The sequence below is a fragment of the Buttiauxella sp. BIGb0471 genome (assembly GCF_024807715.1).
Taxonomy (GTDB): domain Bacteria; phylum Pseudomonadota; class Gammaproteobacteria; order Enterobacterales; family Enterobacteriaceae; genus Buttiauxella; species Buttiauxella agrestis.
This window is the reverse complement of the sequence record NZ_JANUEU010000001.1, coordinates 684,522-704,747: the sequence shown is the minus strand read 5'-3', so window position 1 is coordinate 704,747 and position 20,226 is coordinate 684,522. Positions and strand designations below refer to the sequence as shown.

19 protein-coding genes are annotated in these 20,226 nt (G+C 50.3%); 6 read left to right on the top strand and 13 right to left on the bottom strand.

The window, feature by feature from the left end; translation table 11 throughout:
- Nucleotides 1-12: 12 nt before the first annotated feature.
- From M2371_RS03300 to M2371_RS03285, 4 genes are all read right to left on the bottom strand, one after another.
- Nucleotides 13-1,101, bottom strand: a complete 1,089-nt coding sequence (locus tag M2371_RS03300) for an ABC transporter ATP-binding protein (protein ID WP_259266880.1) — start codon at nt 1,099-1,101, stop codon at nt 13-15.
- A gap of 10 nt (nt 1,102-1,111) precedes the next feature.
- Nucleotides 1,112-1,951 carry a carbohydrate ABC transporter permease gene (locus M2371_RS03295; protein WP_172893845.1) on the bottom strand — a complete coding sequence of 280 codons (840 nt, stop codon included), beginning with the start codon at nt 1,949-1,951 and terminating at the stop codon, nt 1,112-1,114.
- 10 nt (nt 1,952-1,961) lie between these two features.
- On the bottom strand, nt 1,962-2,840 hold the full coding sequence (locus M2371_RS03290) for a carbohydrate ABC transporter permease (protein WP_034496117.1): 879 nt from the start codon (nt 2,838-2,840) through the stop codon (nt 1,962-1,964).
- A 114-nt stretch (nt 2,841-2,954) separates the two neighbouring features.
- Nucleotides 2,955-4,250, bottom strand: a complete 1,296-nt coding sequence (locus M2371_RS03285; protein WP_259266879.1) for a sugar ABC transporter substrate-binding protein — start codon at nt 4,248-4,250, stop codon at nt 2,955-2,957.
- 520 nt (nt 4,251-4,770) lie between these two features.
- Here M2371_RS03285 and M2371_RS03280 point away from each other — a divergent pair.
- From M2371_RS03280 to M2371_RS03270, 3 genes are all read left to right on the top strand, one after another.
- Nucleotides 4,771-5,985: an alginate lyase family protein gene (locus M2371_RS03280; protein WP_404979379.1), complete on the top strand. Its 1,215-nt coding sequence runs from the start codon at nt 4,771-4,773 to the stop codon at nt 5,983-5,985.
- A gap of 20 nt (nt 5,986-6,005) precedes the next feature.
- Entirely contained in the window at nt 6,006-8,024 is a 2,019-nt protein-coding gene (locus tag M2371_RS03275; protein ID WP_259266877.1) for a heparinase II/III-family protein, read from the top strand.
- Nucleotides 8,025-8,169: 145 nt separating this feature from the next.
- Nucleotides 8,170-9,513 carry an anaerobic C4-dicarboxylate transporter gene (locus M2371_RS03270; RefSeq protein ID WP_172893841.1) on the top strand — a complete coding sequence of 448 codons (1,344 nt, stop codon included), beginning with the start codon at nt 8,170-8,172 and terminating at the stop codon, nt 9,511-9,513.
- Between the two features lie 58 nt (nt 9,514-9,571).
- Here M2371_RS03270 and M2371_RS03265 read toward each other — a convergent pair whose 3' ends face one another.
- Nucleotides 9,572-9,823, bottom strand: a complete 252-nt coding sequence (locus tag M2371_RS03265; protein WP_034496127.1) for a DUF2766 family protein — start codon at nt 9,821-9,823, stop codon at nt 9,572-9,574.
- A gap of 208 nt (nt 9,824-10,031) precedes the next feature.
- Between M2371_RS03265 and M2371_RS03260 the strand changes: the two genes are divergently transcribed.
- Both M2371_RS03260 and nadS read left to right on the top strand, forming a co-directional pair.
- On the top strand, nt 10,032-10,343 hold the full coding sequence (locus tag M2371_RS03260; RefSeq protein WP_259267260.1) for a type II toxin-antitoxin system RelE/ParE family toxin: 312 nt from the start codon (nt 10,032-10,034) through the stop codon (nt 10,341-10,343).
- Nucleotides 10,344-10,637: a NadS family protein gene (gene nadS, locus M2371_RS03255; protein ID WP_259266876.1), complete on the top strand. Its 294-nt coding sequence runs from the start codon at nt 10,344-10,346 to the stop codon at nt 10,635-10,637.
- Here the strand turns inward: nadS and M2371_RS03250 are convergent.
- The 6 genes from M2371_RS03250 to azuC all read right to left on the bottom strand — a co-directional run bounded on the left by M2371_RS03250 (nt 10,634) and on the right by azuC (nt 16,423).
- Nucleotides 10,634-11,620 (bottom strand): ABC transporter ATP-binding protein, encoded by a 987-nt coding sequence (locus M2371_RS03250; protein WP_259266875.1) that lies wholly within the window; start codon nt 11,618-11,620, stop codon nt 10,634-10,636. The genes nadS and M2371_RS03250 overlap by 4 nt on opposite strands.
- Nucleotides 11,607-12,590 carry an ABC transporter ATP-binding protein gene (locus M2371_RS03245; protein ID WP_172893838.1) on the bottom strand — a complete coding sequence of 328 codons (984 nt, stop codon included), beginning with the start codon at nt 12,588-12,590 and terminating at the stop codon, nt 11,607-11,609. Before M2371_RS03245 ends, M2371_RS03250 begins: the two co-directional genes overlap by 14 nt.
- Nucleotides 12,583-13,428: an ABC transporter permease gene (locus M2371_RS03240; protein WP_115628091.1), complete on the bottom strand. Its 846-nt coding sequence runs from the start codon at nt 13,426-13,428 to the stop codon at nt 12,583-12,585. The genes M2371_RS03245 and M2371_RS03240 overlap by 8 nt, the downstream gene beginning before the upstream one ends.
- A 4-nt stretch (nt 13,429-13,432) precedes the next feature.
- Nucleotides 13,433-14,386: an ABC transporter permease gene (locus M2371_RS03235; RefSeq protein ID WP_259266874.1), complete on the bottom strand. Its 954-nt coding sequence runs from the start codon at nt 14,384-14,386 to the stop codon at nt 13,433-13,435.
- Nucleotides 14,387-14,545: 159 nt separating this feature from the next.
- Nucleotides 14,546-16,138 (bottom strand): ABC transporter substrate-binding protein, encoded by a 1,593-nt coding sequence (locus tag M2371_RS03230; protein ID WP_259266873.1) that lies wholly within the window; start codon nt 16,136-16,138, stop codon nt 14,546-14,548.
- Nucleotides 16,139-16,339: 201 nt separating this feature from the next.
- The gene (gene azuC, locus M2371_RS03225; protein ID WP_115628089.1) at nt 16,340-16,423 is read right to left on the bottom strand and encodes a stress response protein AzuC; all 84 of its coding nucleotides are present in this window, start codon (nt 16,421-16,423) and stop codon (nt 16,340-16,342) included.
- A 216-nt stretch (nt 16,424-16,639) separates the two neighbouring features.
- Between azuC and M2371_RS03220 the strand changes: the two genes are divergently transcribed.
- Nucleotides 16,640-18,058 carry an MFS transporter gene (locus M2371_RS03220; protein ID WP_259266872.1) on the top strand — a complete coding sequence of 473 codons (1,419 nt, stop codon included), beginning with the start codon at nt 16,640-16,642 and terminating at the stop codon, nt 18,056-18,058.
- A 58-nt stretch (nt 18,059-18,116) separates the two neighbouring features.
- On the opposite strand, the gene M2371_RS03215 is transcribed toward M2371_RS03220, so the two are convergent.
- Both M2371_RS03215 and M2371_RS03210 read right to left on the bottom strand, forming a co-directional pair.
- Nucleotides 18,117-18,755, bottom strand: coding sequence for an RpiB/LacA/LacB family sugar-phosphate isomerase (locus M2371_RS03215; protein ID WP_034496146.1), 639 nt, complete (start codon nt 18,753-18,755; stop codon nt 18,117-18,119).
- Nucleotides 18,756-18,916: 161 nt separating this feature from the next.
- Entirely contained in the window at nt 18,917-20,071 is a 1,155-nt protein-coding gene (locus tag M2371_RS03210; RefSeq protein ID WP_259266871.1) for a methyl-accepting chemotaxis protein, read from the bottom strand.
- Between the last annotated feature and the right edge of the window lie 155 nt (nt 20,072-20,226).

Here is a 20,226-nt window from a genome sequence, read left to right as displayed (position 1 = left end):
AATCGCTCCTTCTTAATGACACGCTACGCGCTGCCCACTGTCGGCATCAAAAATGTGGATACCCGTCACTCTGGGCTGCAACCATACCGTTTCACCTTCCCGTACATTTAATCGCTGCTTAAAAACCGAGGTAAAGGATCCCCCGCCAGTGTTGCAGAACAACTGCATATCGGAACCGGTGTTTTCGATGGCGGTGATGGTTGCCTTCAGCGCCCCGTTTTGCTCGCTTTCATCCACAACATTGACCTGTTCAGGGCGTATCGCGTACACCACTTTTTGCTGCGGCTTCACCTGCACGCCCGGCGGCAAGCTTAACAAAGAGCCATCGGCAAGACGTAACGTCATCTCTCCGTTTTGTAGTACCACTTCACCTTTTAACTGATTGATTTCAGGCGAACCGATGAAACCGGCAACAAATAGATTTGCCGGGCGGTCGTATAATTCCAGTGGACTGCCGACCTGTTCGATTCGCCCTTCGCGTAGCACCACAATCATCTGACCCATGGTCATGGCTTCAATCTGGTCATGAGTGACGTAGACCGAGGTCGTTTTCAGGCGGCGATGCAGTTCACGAATTTCGCCCCGCACCTGGGTGCGAAGTTTAGCGTCGAGGTTCGAGAGCGGTTCATCAAATAAAAACACCTGCGGATTACGCACAATGGCGCGCCCCATCGCCACACGCTGGCGCTGGCCGCCGGATAAATCTTTTGGCAGACGGTCGAGCAACACACCCAGGCCGAGAAGGTCTGCCGCCGCTTCCACTTTCTGGCTGATTTCCGCTTTTGGCAGCTTTGCCATCTTGAGAGCAAAGCCCATATTTTCGCGCACGGTCATTTGCGGATATAACGCGTAACTCTGGAACACCATCGCAATATCGCGCAGCTTCGGCTCAACGTCAGTGACGTCTTTCTGGTTAATCGCCACCTCGCCGCCGGTAATCTCTTCAAGCCCGGCAATCATGCGCAGCAAGGTAGATTTGCCGCAGCCACTCGGGCCAACCAACACACAGAACTCACCGTCTGGAATGGTCAACGAGACATCTTTAATAACGTGTGCGTCGCCATATGATTTACAGACATTTTTAAGCACTACAGACCCCATGTGTCGCTCCTTATCCTTTGACCGCGCCGGACATAATCCCGCGATTGAAATGTTTTTGCAGACCGAGATACACAATGATGCTCGGCAACATCGCCAGTAAGGTGATGGCAATAAAGATGTTTGGTGTGATGCTTTCATCAGTACGCAAGCGGCCAAGGATCACCGGAATGGTGTTCAGGCTGTCGTGGTTCACCACAATTAGCGGCAGCAGGTACTGGTCCCAAATCATGATGAAACCGAAGGTCACGACCGTCCCGAGCGCCGGTTTGACCAGAGGCAAGATAACGTGGAAGAAAATCTGCCATTCATTCGCGCCATCTATACGCGCAGCTTCTTCGAGTTCTTTGGGGATCGCCGCCATAAATTCGCTGAGTACGAAGATGGAGAACGCCCAGCCCACCACCGGCATGATCATGCCCAGATAGGTGTTATAGAGTGACGAGTCAATCAGCGGCAGTTGCCAGTTGATAATCATGTACAGCGGAATGGCGATCACCTCTTCCGGCAGCATCATGGTGGAAAGTATGATCAAACTGACCAACGAGACGCCGACGAACTTTTTGCGTGCTAAGGCGTAGGCCGCCAGCGCACTGACTGAGACCTGCAAAATGGTGCCGAAAAACACCACCACCATCGAGTTCAACAGGTATTGCCAGACGCCAATGTCCTGCCAGGCAAAGATAAAGTTCTCCATTGAAAACTCATTCGGCCAGGCCAACAGTTCACCAGGCTTCACGGGCGCACCGCTGAATGCGGTGGCGACAATGCCCCAGAACGGCCCGACAAATACAATTAACAGCAGGCCATAAATCATCCAGCGGCCTACGGTATCCCAACGTTTACCTAACATGGGCAGCTCCTTAATAGCGGGCAATGCGCTTTTTCAGCGTGAGATGACAAATCGTCAGCACCACGGTGAAGGCGAATAACAGGAACGACACCGCCGAAGCATAGCCGTAGTCAAATTGCTCAAAACCAAGTTTATAGATGTGGGTCATGATCATCTCTGTCGCGCCAGACGGCCCGCCGCCGGTGGTGGCGTACACTTCGGCAAACACGCGGAAGCCACGGATAAACGAGAGCATCAACACCACGGAAATAGCCGGGATCATGCCAGGCAGCGTGACGTAGCGCAGGCGGTTCCACCAGTTCGCGCCATCAACGTTTGAGGCGTCATATAAATCACGACTGATACCCGCCAGGCCGGCGATAAATATCACCATGTTGTACGGCACCGCTTTCCAGATATGCAGCAGCATGATCACCCACAGCGCCTGATCGGAGCTGGCGAGGAAACCCTGGTCGGCCACGCCAAACCAACTCAGAATATGGTTCACCACCCCGTTCGGCGTTGGGTTAAACAGGATGCGCCACATTTCAGCGACGATAGCTGCACTTGTTACCGCAGGCAGGAAAATCGCAGTACGGATGAAGCGCAAATGGCGGGCGGGACCTTCAAGCAACATCGCCAGGAAGAATGCCAGCACCGCCCCAACCACCATCGTCACCACGACATAAAGGAAGGTGTTGAACACGGCTGAATGCAGTTCGATATCGGCAAAAGCGCGGGCGAAGTTGGCAAACCCAACCCATTCATCTGGTTGATTGAAGTTCACCTTGTAAAAACTCATCACCAACCCTTGCAGCATGGGGATGAATTTAAACCAGGTAAAAATGACCAGTGCCGGAGCCAAAAATATCCACGGCACCAGGTTTCGTTTCTGGCGAGAAGTTAACATCGTTTTTTTGCTCTTTTTTGAAGTTAAGTGGCGGATGGCGCTTCGTTTATCCGCCCTACGCTTGGTTTTTTTAGGGTGGATAAGCGCAGCGTCATCCACCGTTTGGCACCAAACCTACTTCGCCAGCACCTGCTGTTTAGCAAGTTCAGCGTTGACCTTCTCGTTAGTGGCTTTCAGCTCCGCACTGATATCGCTATTGCAGTCAGCCAGAACACGGTTAAAACCATCGGCGGTGATCTGGCGGATTGGCGTCCAGTTCGGCACTTGCGGCACATAACGCCCTTGTTCGGCGTAGAGTCTGGCGAAAGTCGCCCAGCGTGCGTCGTCATACACCGCTTGCGTGTCTACTTGTTTGTTCACGGGTAAACGCACCACCGGCATATGTTTGCTGCCTTTACCCATGCCGATTTCTTGCCCTTCCTGGGAAATCATAAATTCGATGAACTTGCGGGCTGCCTCTTTGTTCTTGCTGCTTTTCATCATGAAGACCGTGGTGCCTTCAGCCAGCGTGGCGCTGTTTTTCGGGCCTTCGAGCGTCACCACTTCAAACTTGTCTTTGCCGGGGTCTTTATCAAATAACGCGATGTGATACGGCCCGGTGAAGAACATGCCGGTTTGGCTGGAGCGGAATGAAGGGATGATATCGGCCGTCGTGGCATTGATAGCGCCCGGCTGGACCACCTTTTCGCACAACATACCGCGCATAAACTGCAAGGTTTCCGTCGCAGCGGGTTCATCAAGCGAGGCTTTGAATGTGCCTTTTATCGCCCCTTCACGGATAAAATCGCCGCCGGCTTGCCACAGGAAGGCACTCATAAACCAGCTGGCATATCCGCGAGTGGTAGAGCCTGGCAACAGAAAACCGTAGGTATCGTTTTTGCCATTGCCGTCAGGGTCTTGCGTGGTGAAGGCTTTTGCCAGTTTCTCGACATCGCTCCAGGTTTTTGGTGCAGGCATTCCCAGCTTTTCACGCCAGTCTTTGCGCACAAATAAGGCGAAGGTTTGAGCGGATGTTGGCACGCCATAGTATTTCCCGTCGGTGTAGCGGGTACTTTCCCAGGCGGTCGGGTAAATATTGTCGCCCCCGGCGATGGTTTTCGGGTCGATTTCTTCTGCGATGCCAAGCTGAATGAATTGCCCAATGGCGACCGCATCATTGAAGATAAGATCCGGCAGTGCATTCCCCGCCGCCGCACGCGCCAGGCGCTGCTCAAAATCAGTCGTGGCATTAAAATATTCGATTTTAATGCCGGTCTTTTTTTCAAAGGTTTCCGCTTCTTGCTTGTAGATATTTTTTGAGTCGTTGCTGGCACGAATCCAGACATTAAGCGTTTGGGCTGCAAATGCTTGTGAAGCACTTAACCCCAGTGCGGATATCAGAAATACGGATTTTAATTTTGTAGAGAACATTTATTTTCACATCCTTATTTTAAGAGGTTTGATAATTGAATAAATGGAGTGAAGCAGATTATTTTCGATAAAAGAAAAGCTGCCCGATAATTAAATAGAATGGTTGGGTTAAACACAACGACCTAAAACAGAAATACCGTTTCACAATGCAAAAATGTGTCATCAATCACATTTCAAAATGCGACACAAAACACAAAATAAAAAATACCCAATAAAAACATAAAGATATAAATCTAAACAAATTTAGCAACTTATAAAAATAGATTTAAAACTGCTGTTTTTCGTGATCTATAACTCGCTTTCAGGGGTTATTTAGCATCATAAACAAGAGTTTGAAGTGCATCACACAAAAATTAATTCCGCCTCTTACACTGCGCAGGCAACATCAATAATATTATTTCCACTCTCACAATTGATGAATACTAATAACACCGACAATTAATAAGGTGATGGCTTTTATCACCCTAAATTCATTCTGCCGATGGACGGAGAAAATATGTGTCCGAGCAAACCCACTTTATTGTCCTGCCTGTCATTAATTTCACTGGCGGTTGCAGGAGTATTAACGACTTCATCGTTGTATGCCGCCGATGCGCATCCGCTGCAAATAAAACTGGATGATTTACGCTACAGCCAACAACAGTTAAAGGCACAAAATCCGCAGTTTATCGGCGCATATCAAAAACTGATTGCCGGAGCGGATAAAGCGCTAACCAAACCGCTGTACTCCGTGATGGATAAAACCCTTACCGCCGCCAGCGGGGATAAGCATGATTACTACAGTTTCCCGCCGTACTGGTGGCCAGACCCAACGACCAAAGATGGGCTGCCGTATATCCGCAAAGACGGCCAGACAAACCCTGATGCCAACAGTGATGCCACAGACAAAAAACGCCTGGTCAACATGAGCAATGATGTCTGGACGCTGGCGCTGGCGTGGCAATTTACGCAAAAACCGGCCTATGCTGAAAAAGCCCGCGATCAGCTTTTGAACTGGTTTGTGAAACCCGAAACGCGCATGAACCCGAATCTGCAACATGCGCAGGCTATTCCAGGCATTAACGATGGACGAGGAATCGGCCTGATTGATAGTCGCGCCCTGGTGGAAGTGATTGATGCTGTTGAATTGTTACGCCCGGCTAATGTTCTGAGCGATGATGACTATCGGCAGATAAAACAATGGTATGGCGATTTTTATCACTGGATGACCACCAGCCAGAACGGTTTTGAAGAGGACAACTGGCACAACAACCACGGCACTTATTTTGATTTACAGGCCGCGTCATTTGCCCTGTTTAGTGGCGATGAGCAGGCGGCTAAAAAACGGCTGCAAATCACGCAACTGCGCCGTATCCCCTCCCATTTTGATAAAGAAGGCCGCCAGATGGCGGAAATTGAGCGCACTCGCCCCTGGCATTACAGCAATTTCCACCTCGAGGCTTACAACAAGCTGGGGCGTTTAGGGGAAGTGACCGGGGTTGATGTGTGGAATTTCAACCTTGACTATCACAGCCTGCGCAAGGGTTATACCTACGTCGCGCACTTCGTGGATAGCAATGAAACCTGGCCATGGAAGGATATTGATAAAATGGATGATAAAAAAGCGTTGGTGAATATGGTGAGCGCCGCTCGCGCGTGGCCAGACGACAAGCTGTTTACTGAAAAAGCGGAGTGGTTAATGGCGAAATATCCTGACGATATTTCTCATCTTATTACCCCGTTAAAACAACATTGAATGAGAATAAGGATCGAGCGATGAAGCAGTTTACCACGCAACAACTTATTCTTCTTCGGCAACAGATTAAACAGCAGCCAGCAATCATTGAACAATTGATTGCCGATAATTCGGTGGTCCTGAACAACCCGTTGCACGTGCCTGAAACAGCACTGGCAACGTGGAATCTCTATTATTACTGCCCCGACCACGGAGTCAGGCTGATGTGGGACAGACACTCCCCAGCCTCTCATTGCTGCCCGGTAGACGGGCGGCAGTTTAGCGGTGAGCCTTACGACGGCGCATGGTGGCGCGAGCTAAATGGGCTGAATGCCAAAGCCTGCCACCAGCTTGGTGTGTTATGGCAATTAACCGGCGAGCACATTTATTTCGAGAAAGTCCGTGATTTGCTGATGCGCTACGCGGAGTTTTATCCGGGCTATGCCATTCACGGTGATATTCCTTATAACGGGCCGGGGAAAATGAACGCCCAGACGCTGTGCGAAGCCAACTGCCTGCTGGATTTCACCCTCGGGTTTGATTGCATCGCGCAAGCACTGACTGCAGAGCAACGCGAGTACATCATCACGCGCCTGCTGCGAGAAGGTGCGCAATTTTTGATGGCTCACCGCACTGCGCAATTACATAACCATGAGGTCAAAATCGGCTGCGCGGTGGGTGTGATGGGTCTGGTTCTGGAAGATGATTCGCTGCTGGAGTTTGCCGTAAACCAGCCTTACGGGCTGCGTTATCAACTGGAACACGGTCTGTTTGAAGAAGGGTTGTGGTTTGAAGGCTCGGTTCATTACCATTTCTACGCCCTGCAAGGTTTTCTGGCGTTTGAAAAGCTGGCGATGGGCACACGCTGGAGCCTGCTCGATGAACCCTATTATAAAAAGATGCTCAGTTTCCCACTGACGTTGTTGATGCCAGACGGCACCTTCCCACGCATCAATGATTGTATCTACGGCCAGGAAAAACTCGATCACGGCCATCTTTATGAATTTGCGTGGTATTACTACCAGGATAGCCAATATGCCGCCGCGCTGAAGGCGATTAATCAGCATCATCTGCGCCTTAATCTGGATGCATTTCTCTACACTCGTCCATTGCCAGAACAGGTTCCGGAGTTGATTCCCACCGGGCATTTACATGCCCCGCATTGCGGGCTGACCCTCTGGCGCAACGCAGCAAAGCAGCGTGCTCTGCTGGTGAAACATACGCCTTACGGTGGCGAACATGACCACTACGATCGCCTGAATCTTGTGCTGTTTAATGGTGCGGAAGAAATTTTACCCGACCTGGGAACGACCGGTTACGGCGCGCCAATGCATTACGCGTATTACAAAAACAGCGCCACGCACAATACGATTACCGTTAACCAGACGAACCAACCGCCTGCGATTCCCGTGGTGCGCCAGTACCATGAAAGCGAGGCGTTTTGCTGGCTCGATACGGAAGTGGACTGGCGGCAACCCCCACCGGAACTGGATAGCCATACGCGCGTACAGTGGGATAGCGATGCCTGGCGCGATGTGCGTTTCCGTCGCCGTTTGCTGTGGCTGGACAACGCCCTGATTGACATCAGCAACGTGCAAAATCCGCATCGCCAGCAGATTGACTGGACGCTTCATCTTCATGGCAAAGCGCTTGATATCGAAGGTGAACTGGCGACATTCAGCCACACCGGGCCGCTTGCGATCATGCAGGATGCGCATTGCGCTCAACTGACTAACAGCCAGCCGCGCAATTTTGGCACGGCACTGAATGGGCAGGCGTTGTGGCTACACGGGCAGGCCGAACTCTGGCAAGGCAAGGCTCCTGATAATCCGGCTATTGAGGATTTAAGTTACCTGGTATTGCGTAGCGCTGAAAAAAGCCCTGAATTTGTTTGCGCGTGGGATTTTGACAATCAGCAGCCGATCACCGATATGCAGGTCATGCCCGATGGTGAAGGCATGCGCATCGCACTTAAACGTGGCGAAAATGTGCTGATGATTGATATCGCAGATGACGACACCAGTCTTCCTCGCCTCCAGCGCTCACATTGCCCGCTATAAACCACCACTCCGCTTCCGGGCGGGGTGTTAATAAAATGTTATTAACCATCTGTTTTCATTGAATTTTAACAAACAAGATCTATGTCTCAATGGTAATCCTTACATTCTGTAATGCTAATTACATGTAAAACTCCAAGGGATTGCCATGATTACCATTGAATTTATTGTCATCATTTTATGCTTGCTGGTAGGGACGCGTTTTGGCGGGATGGGCCTGGGTTTAATCAGCGGTATCGGCCTGTTTATCCTCACGTTTATCTTCGGTCTTGAACCTGGCAAACCGCCGGTTGATGTCATGCTCACCATTCTGGCGGTGATTGGTTGCGCAGCGACATTACAAACGGCTGGCGGATTGAACGTCATGATGCAGTTCGCCGAACGGCTGCTGCGTAAACACCCACAGCACATTACTCTGCTCGCTCCGTTCACCACCTGGATGCTGACGTTCCTGTGCGGAACCGGGCATGTGGTGTACACCATGTTCCCGATTATCGCCGATATCGCGCTCAAAAAAGGTATTCGCCCGGAGCGCCCAATGGCGGTCGCGTCGATTGCTTCGCAAATGGCGATTACGGCCTCTCCGGTTTCGGTTGCGGTGGTTTCGCTGATTTCTATTCTGGCAGCTAATCATGGCGTCGGGCGCGCGTGGGGCATTCTCGATATTCTTTGTATTTCAGTGCCCGCCTCTTTATTTGGCGTGTTGATTGCCGCGCTATGGAGTTTACGCCGCGGTAAAGATTTGAAAGACGACAAAGAGTTCCAGGAAAAGCTCAAAGATCCCAAACAGCGTGAGTTTATCTACGGCAGCAGCGAAACGCTGATGAACCAGGTGTTCCCAAAACAGGCCTACTGGTCAACGTGGATTTTCTTCGCCGGGATTTTAGTGGTGGTGTTATTAGGAGCGATTCCCGCCCTGCGCCCGGCGTTTGAGATCAAAGGTGCGCTCAAGCCGTTATCAATGAATCTGGTTATCCAGATGATGATGTTGATTGCCGGTGCCGTGATGCTGATGGTGTGCAAAGTGAATGCTTCAGCAATCTCTAACGGCGCGGTGTTTAAAGCCGGGATGGTGGCGATTTTCTCGGTATTTGGCGTGGCATGGATGAGCGATACTTTCTTCCAGGCGCATCTGGAAGAGTTGAAAATGGCGCTGGAAGGCGTGGTGAAAAGTCACCCGTGGACGTATGCCATCGTGCTGTTTTTGGTCTCGAAACTGGTGAATAGCCAGGCCGCAGCATTAACCGCTGTCGCACCAATGGGGTTGATGTTAGGCGTTGAACCGAAAATGCTGATTGCCTTCTTCCCGGCGTCGTACGGTTATTTTGTGCTGCCGACTTACCCGAGCGATTTGGCGTGTATTGGTTTTGACCGTTCAGGCACCACGAAAATAGGTAAATTCATCATTAACCATAGTTTCATTTTGCCAGGTTTGATTGGCGTGAGCTGTGCGTGTGCGGCAAGTTATTTGTTGGTGATGACGTTCTTCTAAGCCAATGATGTAAATGGTGGATGGCACTAAACGCGTATCCACCCTACAACTTCGGAAATTAATGCGCTTCGTTTTGCGGCGTGAATTTCAGCTCAATCAAAGAAATGGCTTTTTGAATCGCGCGGCGGGTCACAGGATCTGCCGCTGCCGGATGGGTAGCGAAATCAATCGTTTTTAACTGGTTCGCCATTTTTTCACGTACTTCTACCGGCGCAATCACATCAATCACATCCAGAATTTGTTTAATCACTAACTGGCACGCCACGACATCGGAAACCAGTTCCTGATCGGCAGATAATTGTTCAGACATTATTTCTCTCCTGTTTCGTAATGGGCGTCATAGTACTCGCGCCTCTATCCCTGAGGCAATAATCCATTCTGGAATGTATCCCGAAGAACGGATAACAACTTTGAAAACTGAGTAAGCGTCCCAGGAATTGCATGCTATTAAAGTACGCCATTGACTTACCCCTTAATCCTGTTAACCTGATCCTGGCTATACGCCAATGGCGGATATTATGCTTTTTATTAAAACGCCCATTTTTACAGAGGATGTCAGTGCCCTGCTCACGGATGAAGAATACAGGCTGTTTCAGGTATTCCTCACCTGTTCACCGGAAAGTGGCGATGTGATTCCTCATTCTGGCGGTCTGCGTAAGGTACGCTGGCTGGCGAAAAACAAAGGAAAGCGAGGTGGCGTCAGAGTCATCTATTTCCATAAGAACGCGGATAGCATCATCAGACTGTTGCTGATTTATCCGAAAGGGGTCAAAGACGATCTGAATGAGGCCGAAAAGCGTTTTTTGCGGCAAATGAACGAGAGGTGGTAAATGGATAAGCAATTATTCGAGCGTCTGTCCAAAAGCATGACGCAAATGAATGAGATTGTAGAAGGTCAGTGCGCAGCCTCTCGTGTGACGGAAGTCACTGCAACTCAGGTCAAAGCGATTCGCCAGGCAACAGGATTGTCACAAGCCGGTTTTGCCAGGCTTATTTCCGTAAGTGTAGATACGTTAAAAAATTGGGAACAGGGCCGCCGCGAACCGACAGGCCCTGCTAAAGCATTATTGCGTGCGATAGAGAATGACCCGGTTCATGTCATTCTCGCACTGGCGCCACGCTAACTACTTTTCTGCTTTTCAAACAGCCAACATGCCACCCGATGCCCAGGTGAAATTTCCTGCATGACCGGCGCCAGGTTCTGGCATTTCTCCATCGCCCGTGGGCAGCGGTTGCAAAACTTGCAGCCCGGCCAGTCGCTCATCGCACCAGGTAATTCGCCTTTAATGCCACCCTGGTCGAGCATTTGTACGTGCGGATCGGCTACCGGAATAGAAGCCAGCAGCGCGCGGGTATACGGGTGTGCAGGCTCGGTGTAAAGCGTTTCAGCGGGTGCTTCTTCAACCAGAGAACCGAGATACATCACGCCGATTCGGTCGGAAATATGGCGCACCATTGATAAGTCGTGCGCGATAAACAGGTAAGTCAGCCCGAATGCCTGCTGCAAATCCTGCAAAATATTCACGACTTGTGCCTGCACCGAAACATCCAGCGCCGAGAGCGGTTCATCGAACAACACAAATTCCGGGTTAACCGAAAGCGCACGCGCAATGCTAATACGCTGGCGCTGACCGCCGCTGAACTCATGCGGGAAGCGGTTCAAATGCTCGCGTTTCAGCCCGACTTTTTCCAGTAGCTCGAGCGTGCGTTCTGCGCGCTGTTCTTTGCCATAACCGTGGATTTTCATCGGTTCAGCAATTAACTGCGCGACGGTCATCCCTGGGTTCAGTGACGAATAAGGATCCTGAAAAATAGCCTGCATACGGCGGCGCAACGGCTTGAGTTGCTTGTCGCTCATGTGGGCGATGTCCTGCCCGGCAAACTCTAATTCACCGTCGGTGATATCGAACAGGCGTAACACGCTGCGGCCAAGCGTTGATTTCCCACAACCCGATTCGCCCACCAGCCCGTAGGTTTCGCCTGGATAAATGTCAAAACTCACGCCATCCACCGCTTTAACCGGGGGCGTTTTGTTAAACCATCCCTGCTGGCTATGGAAGTATTTGCGCAGTCCTTTCACGCGGACCAATGGCTTAACGTCCTGCATGCTTCACCTCCGAATCCCATAACCAACACATCGCCTGATGATCTTCTTTGATTTGATACATCGGCGGCAGGCTGCTGCAACGTTCCATTCGCTGCGGGCAGCGCTCGGCAAACGGGCAGCCTGGCGGCGGGTTGAGTAAGCCCGGGGGCGAGCCTTCGATAGGCGACAAACGTGCGCCCGCTTCTCCCTGACGTGGCAACGAGGCGAGTAATCCGCGTGTGTAAGGATGTGCCGGGCGATAGAAAATATCCTCCACACTTCCCTGCTCCATCACCAATCCGCCGTACATCACCACCACGCGAGAACAGACCTGCGCGACGACGCCGAGATCGTGCGTGATCAACATGATGGCGGTGTCGGTTTGCTGTTGAAGCTGTTTAAGCAGACGTAAAATTTGCGCCTGAATGGTCACATCCAGTGCGGTGGTCGGTTCATCAGCAATCAGTAGCTTCGGGTGGCAGGACAGCGCAATGGCGATCATCACGCGTTGACGCATACCGCCGCTAAACTCGTGGGGATATTGGTGATAACGCTGCTCTGCGTTGCCAATTCCGACCTGTTGCAGCATGGCAATAGATTTCTCTTTTGCCGCTTTTTTGCCCAGATTCTGATTACGAATCAGAATTTCGCTCATCTGTTTGCCAATCGTCAGCACCGGATTGAGCGCGGTCATCGGGTCCTGGAAAATCATCGCGATATCATTCCCGCGAATATGGCGCATTTGCTCCGGCGTTTTCCGGGCCAGATCTTCGCCCATAAAATGCACGTGCCCGCCAACCACTTTACCGTTGCTACCCAGCAATTTGAGCACTGATTTACAGGTGACGCTTTTGCCACAGCCCGATTCACCGACGATGCCCACCACTTCGCCGCGTTTTACCGCAAAGCTGACGCCGCGTACCGCTTTAACTTCACCTTCGCGGGTGAAGAATGAGGTTTGCAGATTGTCGAGTTCCAGTAAGTTATTCATCGCGGTTCGCTCCTGGCTCGAAAGCGGTACGTAACACATCGCCCAGCACGTTAAAACTCAATACCGTCAGTAAAATCAGCACGCCTGGGAACATCGCCAGCCACGTCGCTTCGCCAATAAAAGATTGTGCGTTGTTGAGCATACTGCCCCATGACGCATTCGGCTGCTGGACGCCAAGGCCGAGGAAGCTCAACGTCGATTCCATCAGGATTGCCGAGGCAATATTCAGCGTCGCCGCCACCATAATGGTCGGCAAAATATTCGGGATAATATGGCGGGCAATGATAATTAACGGGTGTTCACCGCAGGCGCGGGCATACACCACGTATTCACGCTCTTTCACAGATAAGGTTTCTGCGCGCACAAGACGCGACATACTCATCCACGTCAATGCACTGATAATCATGATGATATTCGCGATCCCCGGCTTCAGATAAGCATTCAAAACCAGCAGCAGGAAGAACGCGGGAATCGACATCAGCACATCGACTACACGCATCATGATGTTGTCGATTCGCCCGCCAAAATAGCCGCTTACGGTGCCGACCAGCGTACCAATCAGCGTTGAAAACACCATCGACAGGAATCCGACCATTAAGGAGATCTGACCGCCGTACAGGGCGCGAGTAAAATAGTCGCGCCCGTAGTCATCCGTACCGAACCAGTGCGTCGCATCCGGCGCTAACAACCTTGCGGTAAGCGACATCTGATTGGGGTCAAAAGGACTGAGTGCAGCCAGCAATGCCGCAATGCTGAAAACGATCAGAACCAGTAATGAGAATTGAGCTGGACGATTACGTTTCAGGCCGTGTTTCACTTGTTGCCAACGTCTACTCATCGTCTTACCTCAAGGCCTTAATGCGCGGATCGGCCACGCGATATAACAAATCTGCCACTAAATTACCGACGATAATCATCGTCGAGGAAAGCATGATCATCGCCATGATCAGCGGGTAATCCAGCGAGGTTATCGACTGAATCCCTAACAGACCCATCCCCGGCCATGAGAAGACGCTTTCTGTCACGTAAGCCCCAACTACCAGCTCGCCAAATGAAATACCAAACAACGTAATAACCGGCAGAAGGACGTTTTTCAGCACGTGGCGGAACAGGATTGAGCGGCGCGTGGCGCCATACGCCAGCTGGGTTTGCACGTAATCAGCCGATAATTGAGTGATGGTGTTGGAGCGGATGTAACGCACATAAGTGGAGAGGTTATAAAAGCTCAGTGCGATACACGGCAAAATGGCGTGGCGCACCACATCCAGCCAGGAGTCTTCCGTACCGATGGTGCGCATTCCCATGCTGGGCAGCCAGTTCAGCTGCACGGAAAATACGGTGATCAGCAAAATGCCAAACCAGAAAATCGGCACCGAAATACCAATGTAGGCAAACATATTCAGGAAGTGATCGAGCCAGCGGTGCTTGTACGCTCCCGCCAGTAACCCCAATGGGATCGCCAGTATCATCGCCATAATCAGCGATGCGCCCATTAAACCGAGCGTGGCCGGTATACGCTCGGCAATCATGGTTAATACCGGGCGATGGTAAATCAGCGAATAGCCTAAATCCCCATGCAGGACATTTTTGAGCCATAGCAGATATTGCATAAATAGCGGTTTATCAAGCCCGAGACTCTGGCGGATACGCTCGATATCCTCCGGGTTCATACGCGGCGTGATATAGGCCTGAACCGGGTCACCAGGTGCTAGTTTAACCAGCAAAAATGATACCAGCGAAATGAAGAACAACATCGGCACTAATTGCGCCAGGCGTCGGACTAAAACATTATTCATACTGCCTCAAAATTGACTCAAGCAATGTCGGATGACGCTACGCTTATCCGACCTACAAAAAGTGAATTGCCCTTGTAGGGGGGATAAGCGTAGCGTCATCCACCATTATACCTTCATCAAAAAGGGCCTCTCAGGAGAGACCCTAAAAGATAAAGTTAATTATTGTTGATAGATTTTTGACAGGTCCTGGAACATGTAAACAGGCTTAGGTTCCGCCTCTTTGGTTCCGGCAAAACGCTTATCTACTGCAACAACCGCGTTGGTATAAGCAATCGGATACCATGCCATGTCGTTAGCAACGGTCTGCTGGATTTGTTTATAAATCTCAGCGCGTTTCGTTTTGTCGGTTTCAGTCGCGCCCTGGTTCCACAACGCATCGAGCGCCGGGTTCTTATAATGCGCGTAGTTATAGGCTTCGTTGCTCATATACAGAGACTTATAACCGTCAGGTTCCATCCCCATAATGTAGCCGCCCAAACTCAGCTCATAATCGGTGTTTTTCATATCCAGGCTGCGTTGGGACATCGCGTTAGCATCGAGCGGCATCAGCTCAACCGCAATACCGACGTTTTTCAGCTGCTGTTGAATATACAGCCCCATGCTTTCCTGGGTTTTGTTGCTGTTGATATAAGCCAGGCGCAATTTCAGATTGGCCGGGGCGCCCGCTTCTTTTAGAAGCGCTTTGGCTTTTTCAGCATCGAACTTATAGGGTTCAACATCGTTGGTTTGATACAGCGTATCTGGCGTCAGAATAGAAGCAGCCGGTTGCGCGTAGTCGAGTGAAGAAAATGCCGCCTGCACCAGTTCGTCTTTATTGATGGCATAAGCAATGGCCTGACGCAGCGCCTTGTTCTTCATGCTGTCGATGTTCTGGTTAAACGTCATGTACGCCAGACGCCCTTCCGGATAAATCACGAAATCAAATTTCCCGGTGGTTTTCAGGCGAGTGACATCCTGCGGATCAATCATCTTCATGTTGATTTCGCCATTTTGCAGCGCAAGATTGGCGGAGTTGCTGTCTTTAGCGAAACGGTAAGTCACGGCATCAAGTTTGGGTTTACCGTTCCAGTAATCGTCAAAACGCGTCAGCGCGTAATATTGCCCGGCACGATATTCTTTGAATTTAAAGGGACCTGAACCGACTGGAGCATCGTTTTTAGTGCTCTTTTCCAGGTCGCCATTTTCGCTGGCAAATACATGCTGCGGGATCGGGTAAATTTGAACCAGGGTGCCGACAAACGCCGCGCTCACCTGTGGCAGCGTGAATTTAACGGTCTGGTCATCAATTTTGCTGACCTGAACAGGTTTGCCACCATAAACAAACATGCTGCGGAAGAAACTGTGCTGCTTCTCATCCAGCAATTTGTTGAAGGTAAAGACGACGTCATCAGCCGTAATGGCTTTGCCATCCTGCCACTTCAGATTCGGTTTGAGTTTTAAAACGTATGAGAGGTTGTCTTCTGAAGGTGTCAGGCTTTCAGCCAGGCCCCATTCAATTTTGTCACCGTTGAAGCTATAAAGCGGAGCATATAGCGCTTGCATAATCGTCAGCGTAGTGCGGTCGCTGGCGTACAACGGGTTCATGGCTAACGGGTCACCGGTGGTTACGCCAACAATTAAATTGCCGCCATCCTGGGCTGCTTGTTTTGCTGGGGCAGGACTTGCCGCAGTTTCGGTTTTCGCATCATCACAGCCAGAAAGGGCCAGGGCCAAAGAGGCAAACAGCGCAGATAACAACAGGGGTTTACGCATTTATTCACGGACTCCGTCTCAATTAGAGACCGCATAGTGCACCAGCCATACCCACAATGTAAATAAGTGTAAAACGCATAACGTTATGCGAAAAAGTGCTAAAGCAAAAAATGTGGATATAACGCGAGCAACTGACAATTAAAAGCCAAATTTCAGGCATAAAAAAACCTGCCGCAGCAGGTTTTTCTTCAGGCTGACAAATCAGAACATGCCAGCTGGCGGTACATCTTTAAAGGTCTTGCAGTATTGTTCAAACATGCTTTTCAGGATTTTGCGCATTTTCATTGTGTGCTCCAGTTTTTTTGTTTTGCAGATGTTGCTCGTTATGGGGCTAATAATATGACATCCGTCACACAAATCAATAGTTTTGTGATGCATATCACACATTTTTCTTGTGGATTTTACAACTCAGTCACATGAAATGGCTTGCAAATCCAACACTTAACTGGTTAATTGGCTCAATTAATTTTTAAAACATTATTTTAATTTTGAGTTTCACTCATGACTAACACCCCTTCTCCGGCACCTAAACGTGGCATTTCAGGTATGGCACTGTTGGTTGCTGGCGCATTTTTCATGGAATTTCTCGACGGAACCGTCATTGCTACCGCGCTGCCCGAAATGGCAAAAACATTTGGCGTGGATGCCGTCGATCTCAACATTGGCATGAGCGCTTATTTGCTGACGCTGGCGGTGTTGATTCCAGCCAGCGGCTGGATTGCTGACAGGTTCGGCGCACGCAAAATCTTCACGCTCGCGCTGGGTATTTTCACCTTCGCCTCGGTGCTGTGCGGCATCGCCAATACGCTCGAACAGTTTGTTGCCATGCGCATTTTACAAGGCGTTGGCGGCGCGTTGATGGTGCCTGTCGGGCGACTTGCCGTATTGCGCACAACTCCCAAGCATTTGTTGATAACCGCGATTGCCACATTAACGTGGCCCGCGCTGGTGGCTCCGATCATTGGCCCGCCGCTCGGGGGGTTCATCACCAGTTATGCGTCGTGGCGCTGGATTTTCTATATCAACCTGCCGCTGGGGTTAATCGCGATGGCACTGGCATGGCGGTTGATTCCTGATATCCATGATGATTCCCGCCGTCCGTTTGACAGCATTGGTTTTGCCAGTACCGCCATTGCCATGATTAGCCTGGTGTACGGGCTGGAAATGCTCGGACAATCGCAAGTCAATGTGCTGCCAACAGTGAGTATTCTGATGCTGGGTGCGGCGGCACTTTGGTTCTCGCTCAGGCATTTTAAACGCGCAGAACACCCGATGATTCGCCTGGAAGCATTAAAGGTACAAACTTTTGGCGTGACGATGTACGGCGGCTCGCTGTTCCGAACCTCCATCAGTGCGGTGCCGTTTTTGCTGCCGCTGCTATTTCAGGTTGGCTTTGGGATGGACGCGTTCCATTCAGGTTTACTGGTTTTAGCGGTATTTGCCGGGAACCTCGCGATGAAACCGGCAACCACACCGTTGATACGCGCGTTAGGCTTTAAAAAGCTGCTGATAATTAATGGATTGCTGAACGTCGCTTCTTTGCTGGCTTGTGCATTTCTCACCCCAGACACCGCCGCATGGCTGACGATGGCGATACTGTTTTTTGGCGGTATGTTCCGTTCAATGCAATTTACCGGAATCAGCACCCTCGCCTTTTCCGATGTGCCATCCGCGCAAATGAGTTATGCCAATACGTTATTCAGCACGGCAACGCAGCTTTCCGTCGGGTTGGGGATTACGCTCGGCGCAATTGGAATTCGGTTGGGGGAAAAAGTCAGTCAGTGGCTGGATATTACCCATATTCCTGGGTTTTCGATCAAGATTTCGTTTGTGATGATCACGTTAATTTGCCTGCTTGGGCTAATCGATTTGCTGCGTTTACCCCGTGATGCAGGAACTAGCGTGTCTAAAAAGCAGTGAGTGAAAGTACAAAAAATTAAGGCCAGCAGAAGCTGGCCTTACGTATTTTCAGAAATGATTAAGCAAGGATTTCGCGAACGAATGCTTCAATTTCTTTGTTCTGGCAATTCTCGAAGAAACACTGCTGGAAGCGTTCACCAGACACAGCGGTTTTCACCAGTTCTGGGTCGATAGCACGCAGCGTATCCAGATAATTTTCTTTCACAACAGCGGCTTTAACCTGGTTCAGGATACCGGCGTTACGAACCTGCGGCTCTTTACGCTCAATTGGGTAGCCTTCGCCTTTACGGCCTGTGAACGCTTTTTCGAACATATAGCGTACGTTCAGTTCTGCACCCCAGCCAAACCCTTTCGCGAATGCCAGAGACAGCGCATTACCGTTGTTGATTTGAGAGAACAGGAACGCATCGGCTGGATCCAGGCAGTAGCCACACACCACACCTGGGTGGATGTTCAGGGACATCATTGCGCCCTGGCCTGTGCCACAACCGGTTACGACAAAATCAACCGCTTTAGAGTTCAACAGAATGCTGGCCATAATACCGAGGTGGATGTAAGTCAGGTGGTGATCCTGCTCATCGCTCATGCCTACGTTGTAAACCGGGTACTCTTTTTCAGCAGCAACCGCATTCAACTCATTAAGAATGATGGCGTTTTTTCCAGCCTGACTGTTTTCCATCATCAGTGCTATTTTCATTTCCGTCTCCTGATTGGGTCACGGGATTTCCCGCGGTGAATAGCTTGGTCTGCAGTAACGATACTATCTAGCAAACATACTTTCAAATTTAATGAAATTTTGTTTCAAAAAATAAAGGTGTGCTCACACTTCTGCATTTTGATGATAGCTCAGTCTCCAGATCAGGCCGATTTGGCGATGCGGAACATCGCCAAAATGTCGTTTAGCTGATGCGCCTGTTGCTCCAGATCAACCGACGACAACGCAGATTGATGCACCAGACTTACGTTTTGCTGTGTCACCGCATCCATCTGTCGAACGGCAATCTCCACTTGCCCTATTCCTTTGCTCTGTTCCCCCGAGGCATTGGCAATATCGCCCATAATATTGTTCACTTGCATCACAGCATCGAGGATTTCGCCCATTGCTTCGCCGGCCTTTTTCACCTGCTCTGAACCGGCGTAAATGTTATCGACGGACTCTTTAAGTAACGTTTCAATTTCTTTTGCCGCCAGAGCACTGCGCTGTGCGAGATTTCGAACCTCACTCGCCACCACCGCAAATCCTCGTCCCTGCTCACCTGCTCGCGCCGCTTCTACGGCGGCGTTGAGCGCCAGAATATTGGTCTGGAAGGAAATACTATTAATGACCGTGGTGATATCGACAATTTTGTGTGAACTGCTGGTGATGGTTTCCATGGTCGTCATGACTTTTTTCACCGACTCTCCGCCATTGCGTGCGGTTTGAGTGGCGTTTTTTGCAAGATGACTCGCATGGTTGGCATTTTCAGCATTGAGTGTAACGGTGCTGCTTAATTGCTCCATGCTGGCCGTCGTCTCTTCCAGAGCCGCGGCGAGCTGTTCAGAACGAGTGGATAGTTCGCCGTTTACGCCAGCAACTTCAGTGGCATTCCCTCGAATGGTATTTGCACTGGTGCGAATATTGGAAACGGCTTTTCCCCAGTTGGATTGCATTTTTTGAATCGGCGAGACCATCAGACCGATACAGTTACTGCCTAAATCCGGTAATTTAGTTTCAAGCTCGCCGCGCGCGAGAATATGCATATGCTCGCGAATGCTCTCGACGGGTTTCACCAGGCAGTGATAAAGGTAACGTTCTGTCACCAGCGTAATAATCATGCTTGCCACGACAGAAGCCCCGAGTAAGAACTGAATAATATCTATCCATTTTGCTTGCGCGGCATTCAGGGCAATGTTCTGCTCAAGATCATTTAAAAACCACAATGCCAGGACGGAAATAGCCAGCCAGGCAACCGTCGAGAAGATGAGTATCAGTACCACCATGACGCGGATTTTGATATTACGAATAAAATTCATGTGATGTATTTCCCCGGTGAAAAAATGAAATTAACTTCCTGCGTCAGCTGAGATCGCTTCATCGTCGTTTATTCGGTTTTTGTATGACTAACTGAAGTTAAACCATGCATTATCTGTATTGTCGGCACGATTCAGCCAAACTTGATGCCCACCAT